The sequence below is a fragment of the Corynebacterium sp. LK33 genome, assembly GCF_014334955.1.
GTDB lineage: Bacteria > Actinomycetota > Actinomycetes > Mycobacteriales > Mycobacteriaceae > Corynebacterium > Corynebacterium jeikeium_D.
Window position 1 is genome coordinate 1 of the sequence record NZ_PDGU01000003.1, and the last position, 6,710, is coordinate 6,710.

Here is a 6,710-nt window from a genome sequence, read left to right on the forward strand (position 1 = left end):
CCCCACCCAAAGACACAAAACCCCAGGTAGATGGATATGAACTAGCGTTTTTCCTGTGGAGTAGAACGATTCATTAGGACCGACAGTCCCCACACCGTGACGAAAGCCGGGAGCTTTCGCTCATCGCTACCGACTTTGCTTCGGCTTCTACGCTCCCTTTAAAACAACTAAGGCTCCGGACTGACCAGGAGTCAATGATTCTGAAATCATCAATCCCCTAGACTGCCCAGAGCCCTAGCCCAGCTACCTAAAAGGAATCAAGCTGCATAAACACCAATTGATCTAGAGATCAGCAGCGCACCTACACAAAGACCAACCAGCACTTACACGAACTTCACACCAGCAAAGTTCTTCTTGCCGCGGCGCAGCACGATCCACTTGCCGTGCAGCAGGTCCTCGGCAGCCGGCTCCCACGCTTCGTCCTCGATGCGCTGGTTATTGGCGTATGCGCCACCTTCCTTAATGGTGCGGCGTGCTTCGCCCTTCGACTTGGCAAGACCCGCAGCAACGAGAAGGTCGACAACAGTTCGCGGCTCGCCCTCAGCAATCTCCGCAACCTCAGTCTCGGAGACGGCGCCCGCCAGGGTGGCCTCGTCCAGCTCGGTCAGCTCCGCGCGACCAAACAGGGCCTGCGCTGCCAGCTCAACAGCCTTGGTGGCCTCTTCGCCGTGAACCAGGTTGGTCATCTCCTGAGCCAGACGACGCTGCGCCTCACGCTTGAACGGACGCTCCGCAACAGCGACCTCGTACTCAGCAATCTCTTCCTGAGACAGGAAGGTGAACCAACGCAGGTAGTCAATAACAACCGAGTCACCAGTGTTGAGGAAGTACTGGTACCAGGAGTACGGCGAGGTCTTTTCAGCATCCAGCCACAGTTTGCCGCCACCGGTAGACTTACCGAACTTCTGACCCTGCGCATCGGTCACCAGCGGCACGGTCAGGCCGTGCACCTTGGCGCCGTCGATACGCCTGTTCAAATCGACACCAGAGACGATGTTGCCCCACTGATCACCGCCGCCAATCTGCAGCACGCAATCGTAGTTGCGGCGCAGCTGCACGTAGTCGTTGGACTGCAGCAGCATGTAGGAAAACTCGGTGTAGGAGATGCCGTCGGACTCGAGGCGACGCTTCACAGTGTCGCGGTCGAGCATGGTGTTGAGGGAGAAGTTCTTGCCGACATCGCGAAGGAAGTCAATGACGGACATGTTCATAGTCCAGTCCGCATTATTGACCATCGTCGCCGGGGCCTCGCCCTCAAAGTCAATAAAACGACGCAGCTGGCCCTTGATGGCCTCCAGGTTGTGCTCAATAGTGTCCTGGCTGAGCATCGAACGCTCACCGACATCACGCGGATCGCCGATGAAGCCCGTAGCACCGCCTGCCAGTGCAATTGGGTGGTGACCGGCAAGCTGGAAACGACGCAACATGATCATCGGAACCAGGTGGCCCGCGTGCAGCGAATCGCCCGTTGGGTCAAAACCGCAATACAGAGTAATGGGGCTTTCGCACGCCTCGCGCAGCGCGTCAACATCGGTGGACTGATTAATCAGGCCACGCCACTGTAGTTCGTCGATAATGTTCTGTTCAGTCACGTCCCCTATCGTAACGTCTCGCTTGCCGACGTTCACCGCGAGGGTGACCTAGAACTCCTCAACGGCCTTCTTGTGGCGACGATAGGCTGAAACGGAATCGTCCGGAAGCCACAGCCGCCAAGGCCGATTCGCCGCTCGCCGAACACCCACGCGCGGGCCTGCGTGGATGTCTCTAACCGAATCGGCGTTCACTGGCTGCGCCACGAACACGCGTGACGACGGATCCAGCGCATCTGCCCCATAGTCATTTAAGTCAAGGCCAAGCGCCTGACCAACATTGCCCGGACCACGTCCGAGACCCGCAACTGCTGGCTTTTCACCGCGGCGACGGCGCACCGCATCCAGGCCCTGCTCAATGCGTACGGAACGGACCAATACTCCCCCGCCCGTGCCGTCCGTAGCGCTGGTGATATTGGCACAAAAGTGGATGCCGTAGGAGCGGTAGATATACCAATGTCCCGCCGGGCCAAACATGGCGCGATTGCGTGCGGTTGGCCCCATGAAGCAGTGCGCGGCCGGGTCGGGATAGCGCTGGTCAACTGGGCCACCATAGGCCTCGACCTCCGTGATGGTGGCGATAACATGCTCAGCGGGGATGACAATTACGCGGCCGAGCAGTGTCTTCGCAGCCTCAATGGGAGCTCCCGACAGCACAGTGCGGTCGAGGGCGCTGTAGCCGTCGGGAAGCGGGAAAGGCAATTACTTGTCCCAGGCGATAGCTTCGTCGGAAAGCATGACCGGAATGCCTTCGTCGATGCGGTAGGCGATCTTCAGGCGAGGATTGACCAGCACCTGCTCATCTTCGAGGTATTCAAGCGGCCCCTTGTCACGCGGGCAAGCGAGGATATCAAGGAGTTTCGGATCAAGGCTCATAGTCCACTACCTTACCGAACTGAATTGCCAGGGTGTCACGCTGACCTTCCAAAGCAATCAGGTTGTCCTGACCGATTGCATCCTGGATCTTCTGAACCGCGGAATGCAGCAGGTCGATGGATTCCCGAGCCGGATTCTCGGCTTTGTGACGCAGACGCTCCGGGACCGCGAGGTAGGAGTTGACTGTCTGCGGCAAGTACTCCTGGATAATGCCGCCGATGACCACCTTCTGCTCGGGATAATCTTTGAGATACTTCCACTCGCTCAGGACGGATTCCAGCGTCGCACCCAGGTCATTTGCGGCGTTGCCAAGAGCTTCGCCAGGCTGGGCATCGAAAAGCCTGCCCAATGTCCGGTGAAGATTCCTACGCAGCTCAGATGGATTGAGCGGGCGACGCTGTGGGACCTCAGGCTTCGGCGCCGAGCTAACGGACTTCTGAGCCCCTTTGCTCTGCCTCGGCAACAGCGCAACCGACGCGCCCCAGGCGGCAATCGCAACAACCGGCCACAGGAAACCAAGCCCCACGGTCAGGTGCAGCAGCACGACGGCGATGGCAAGGATGAGCCCGACAATGTTGGCGGGACTGTTGAGAAAGCCACCGCCAGAAGAAGTGCCGGAGGAAGTGCCGGAGGATTTACTGGTAGCCACGAATCTCCTTGAACACATCAGCAAGCTCGGTCTCACGGGATTCAAAGACCTTACCACCAGTCAGGTTCGCAAGTTCCTGCATTTCTCCCGGATCCGCCTCTCCATAGCGGATGACGAATACCGGCGGCAGATTCCCGCCCTTGGACTGGTAGAAATCACGGAATTCCGCAAAGCTCTTGCCCGACGTCACCTGACCATCGGTCAACACCACGATAGACGGGATGGAGTTCTTATCCGAGCTGCCGAGAAGGTCGAAGGCCTGAATCAGTGCGTCGTAAAGCGCCGTCTCGCCCTCTGCGTACAGACCATCGACGGCGGCGGTGAGCTGCGCGCGCGATTCCGGGCCGTCAATTGTCGTGGTCGTGGGCTCGCCGACGCTCGTACTGAACGGCAGGATCGTCGCGATCTCACGGTTTCGCAATCCCACGCTTCCCGTTTCGGTGCGTGCACTGCCGTCGACGATTGCGCGCATTGTCGCCTGTAGATCAGCGATGCGCTCACCGAACATTGAACCGGAGGTGTCGAGAACAAAGACTGACTCTCCGGGCACGCGCAGGTCATTGTCGTAGGCCTCGATGAGACGATCCGTGACTGCGCGATCACCCGGGAACGGCAGCTCGATGATCACGCTGTTGGTCATGCTTTCCGGCAGGTTGGCATCATCGGAGACCGGGCGAAGGAAGTGATCGGCGAGAACCTGCGAATTCGCTTCCAGCCACTGCCCGAGTGCCTCCGTTTGCCGCGCGGCAAGGTCGTTAGCCGGCTGAGCTAGTGGCGTCAGCGGGTAATCCGCACTAATGACGCCGTCGCTCGGAACAACAACTTCCAGGTCAGCGCCCTCTTTGTTCATCTGCTGCAACACAGCTTCATAGTTGATCAGCGCGTCGACGGAGTCCGGCTCATCCAGGAACTTGTCACGCAGCCACCCCGACGAACCCGAGGTCATCTTCTGCCCCTCGAAGAACTTCTGCAGTTCAGGCGTGATGCGATTGATATCCCCCGTAGTCAGCGCCGATCCGGTGTCGGCGAACGCGGTCGCAACCGACACCACGCCCGAGAAGCCCGAGTTCGATTCCGCGGGGTTGGTCATGCCGTAGGTCAATTTGCCTGACGACGCAGCCTCCGCGATCTCAGCCCACGTCGGCTGCTTGGTATCCCAACCGAGCTCCCGAGCCTTCGCCGAATGGATACCGAACGCTACGGGTGAGGTGGCGACTTTCTTGGCTTCGCCCAGCTTGTCAGCCCCACCGAGCAGATCAACGTACCGGTTGGTAGCAAACCAAGTGGCATCAAAGTCGTTGTCGAATTCGCCTGCGACAAGCGCGTGGCTGTTCTTCACGGTGCCGTCGAGAAGCTCAAGGTTAATAGTAAAACCGAGGTCGTCGGAGGCCTTTTGCATCAGTGGCTGGAGCTCTGCAAGCTCCGTGGCCCCGGCGATGCGCATAGTCGAGCCCTTGAGATCAGAATCGACGTTGATCTTGTTCGTCTTGTCATCGTCTGAGCCCAGCGGCAGGTTCAGGCCACCGTCGGAGCAGGCCGCGACAGCGAAGATGCCGAGCACGCCGACGAGGGCAAGAAGCATTTTGCCGAGGGCAGTTGGTGCCTTATCCATGTTCATTCGGCTTTACCCCTCTTCCGTTTCCGGCCTCGGAGGGCTCTGGTATCCACGGGAAACACCCTCAATAAGCTGCTCGAGGATGTCGAAACTCGGCGGATCAATGGAGTCCACAAAATCGGTGGAGACCTCCTGGCCCGTCTTCAACTGCGTCTGGAATTCCTCCATCGCCTCAGGCTGGCTGGATCGGTAACCGTGCTTGGCCGCCAGCGTCTGAAGCTCAGGGTCTTCGGCGAGGAGCCGTGCGACCGCAGCTCCATTGTCGTTAAAACCCAGCGCCACGTGAGTACTCAGAATCGTCGGCGATGGATACGCCAGGCGCATTTCCGGCTTCAACCGGCTGTTCGAGGCACTGTTCTCCCCCAGGAACTGCGACTCGTAAACCATCACCATTGGCTTCGAACCGACACCCTGCGAGAGGTAGTCCGAAAATGGCCCAGCTGATGAGGATTCCGTGTACCCCTGGCCGGTGAACAGCGGGGTGAGCTCTGGCAAGACCGCATTAACCTGCCCATTGTCGGACACAATCCGGCCTTCATTGGTAATCCAAGACATGAGCGACAAGTACATCGCGGCCGAGTTCGACGAACGAATGTCCGTCGTGGACATCTGCACCGTGCGTGGCGACGGATAATCGTTCTCCGCGAAGTCACGCCAGCGGACATTGTCGTGCTGCATCGTGGCCAGCGCCGCCATATCTACCTGCCACGTATTGCCCTGTTGGCGAGCAACATTTTCCCGCTCCAACGCCTGCAAGATGTTGTCGAAAGTAGCGATCGCCATCGGTGTGTAGAAGACGTCGTACCGCTCAGCGCCGCTCATTTTCTCGGCAATTTTCTCCGCTGCCGGTGCCGACGACGGGAATGCCAAGTCGAAGGAATCCAGATCCACATCCGTGGCCATCCGACGCGAACCCGCCGTCTTTACTTCCACCGTATAGCCGTGAGAGGCAAGAGCCTTCTGGACCTCTTCGTCTTCGAAGAAGGGCTTCTTCTCAGAGCCAACAATCGCCTTGACGACAGTCTTTTCACCACCGAAGAAATCACGGTTTCCTCCGGAGCTGCCACCAGAAAAACCTGGAATACTACCGCCGCGACCGACATAGACTGCAACAGTCGCGATGACAATCAAAATGACTGCAAGAATTGCCCCCGGGCCCATGCACCCTTTCTTGCTACCACTCTGATTTTTATTTTTATCTCGTGAGCTGCGATTTCCACCGCTCGACCGCGTACTTTCCGCCATGAAATTATGGTAAGAGACCCGGTCAAACCTGGCAACAGATATAGAAATAATCAGTAATCTGCGTCACTTCGGGGGCACCCTGGCATTACGGGTTTACTGGTGGCGGCGGGGCAATCCGAGTTACGGACTGCGTTTATGACTGACGGCGGCGGGTCGATCCGAGTTACTGACTGCGTTTATGACAAAAAGGGCCCGGTAGGGTCAGGCGGTCATTGCATCATGGATAACACCAGAGATTACCTCCCGGGGAGTTAACCCGTCGAGCACTACCCGCGGCCGGTTATTCAGCAATGCTTCCGCCTCGGCGACCTCTTGGTCGGTGACATCGGTAAAGTTGGTGCCTTTGGGGAAATAAAACCGGATATCCCGATTCATCCGCTCATTGCTACCTCGCTGCCACGGCGAATGCGGATCGGCGAAAAACACCTGGATATTCTCCGCGACAGAAAACTCCGTGTGTTTGGCAAACTCCACTCCCTGATCCCAGGTCAACGTCGAAATCGTGGTGTCCATCGACTCTTTGAGCCGACGAATCATCCGTACCATCACCTCATTGACACTGGCGGCAGTATGGTCAGTGCCGAGTCTGCCGAGCAGCACAAACCTGCTGCGGCGTTCCACCAACGTCGCTAAAGCACTGGTGCCATCTGCGCCAATAATCAAATCGCCTTCCCAATGACCGGGTACCGCACGATCATTGGCTTCGGCTGGGCGAAGTGAAATATTGGCATCATGA

Annotated in this window: 7 protein-coding genes; all 7 read right to left on the reverse strand. The window is 58.2% G+C overall.

All coding sequences use genetic code 11. From position 1 onward, the window contains the following. Positions 1 to 323: 323 nt before the first annotated feature. On the reverse strand, positions 324 to 1,628 hold the full coding sequence (tyrS, locus tag CRD20_RS00710) for a tyrosine--tRNA ligase (protein ID WP_187404671.1): 1,305 nt from the start codon (positions 1,626 to 1,628) through the stop codon (positions 324 to 326). Positions 1,629 to 1,640: 12 nt separating this feature from the next. After that, positions 1,641 to 2,291, reverse strand: coding sequence for a DNA-3-methyladenine glycosylase (locus tag CRD20_RS00715; protein ID WP_187404672.1), 651 nt, complete (start codon positions 2,289 to 2,291; stop codon positions 1,641 to 1,643). Continuing rightward, a complete protein-coding gene (locus CRD20_RS00720) occupies positions 2,292 to 2,465 on the reverse strand; it encodes a Trm112 family protein (protein ID WP_005511714.1) in 174 nt (57 codons plus the stop codon). It abuts the gene before it with no gap. After that, complete coding sequence (locus CRD20_RS00725) at positions 2,455 to 3,114, reverse strand: hypothetical protein (RefSeq protein ID WP_070643230.1); 660 nt, start codon at positions 3,112 to 3,114, stop codon at positions 2,455 to 2,457. The genes CRD20_RS00720 and CRD20_RS00725 overlap by 11 nt, the downstream gene beginning before the upstream one ends. Beyond that, positions 3,101 to 4,732, reverse strand: a complete 1,632-nt coding sequence (locus CRD20_RS00730; RefSeq protein WP_187404673.1) for a VWA domain-containing protein — start codon at positions 4,730 to 4,732, stop codon at positions 3,101 to 3,103. Before CRD20_RS00730 ends, CRD20_RS00725 begins: the two co-directional genes overlap by 14 nt. 6 nt (positions 4,733 to 4,738) lie before the next feature. Then, positions 4,739 to 5,890, reverse strand: coding sequence for a hypothetical protein (locus tag CRD20_RS00735; RefSeq protein ID WP_070603188.1), 1,152 nt, complete (start codon positions 5,888 to 5,890; stop codon positions 4,739 to 4,741). Positions 5,891 to 6,175: 285 nt separating this feature from the next. Beyond that, positions 6,176 to 6,710: IS30 family transposase (locus CRD20_RS00740; protein WP_187404674.1), on the reverse strand; the 535-nt coding region annotated here is incomplete at its 5' end.

Coding starts and splice junctions, on each gene's coding strand:
- CRD20_RS00720 (WP_005511714.1), bottom strand. CDS start 2,465: ATGAGCCTTGATCCGAAACTCCTTGATATCCTCGCTTGCCCGCGTGAC.
- CRD20_RS00730 (WP_187404673.1), bottom strand. CDS start 4,732: ATGAACATGGATAAGGCACCAACTGCCCTCGGCAAAATGCTTCTTGCC.
- CRD20_RS00735 (WP_070603188.1), bottom strand. CDS start 5,890: ATGGGCCCGGGGGCAATTCTTGCAGTCATTTTGATTGTCATCGCGACT.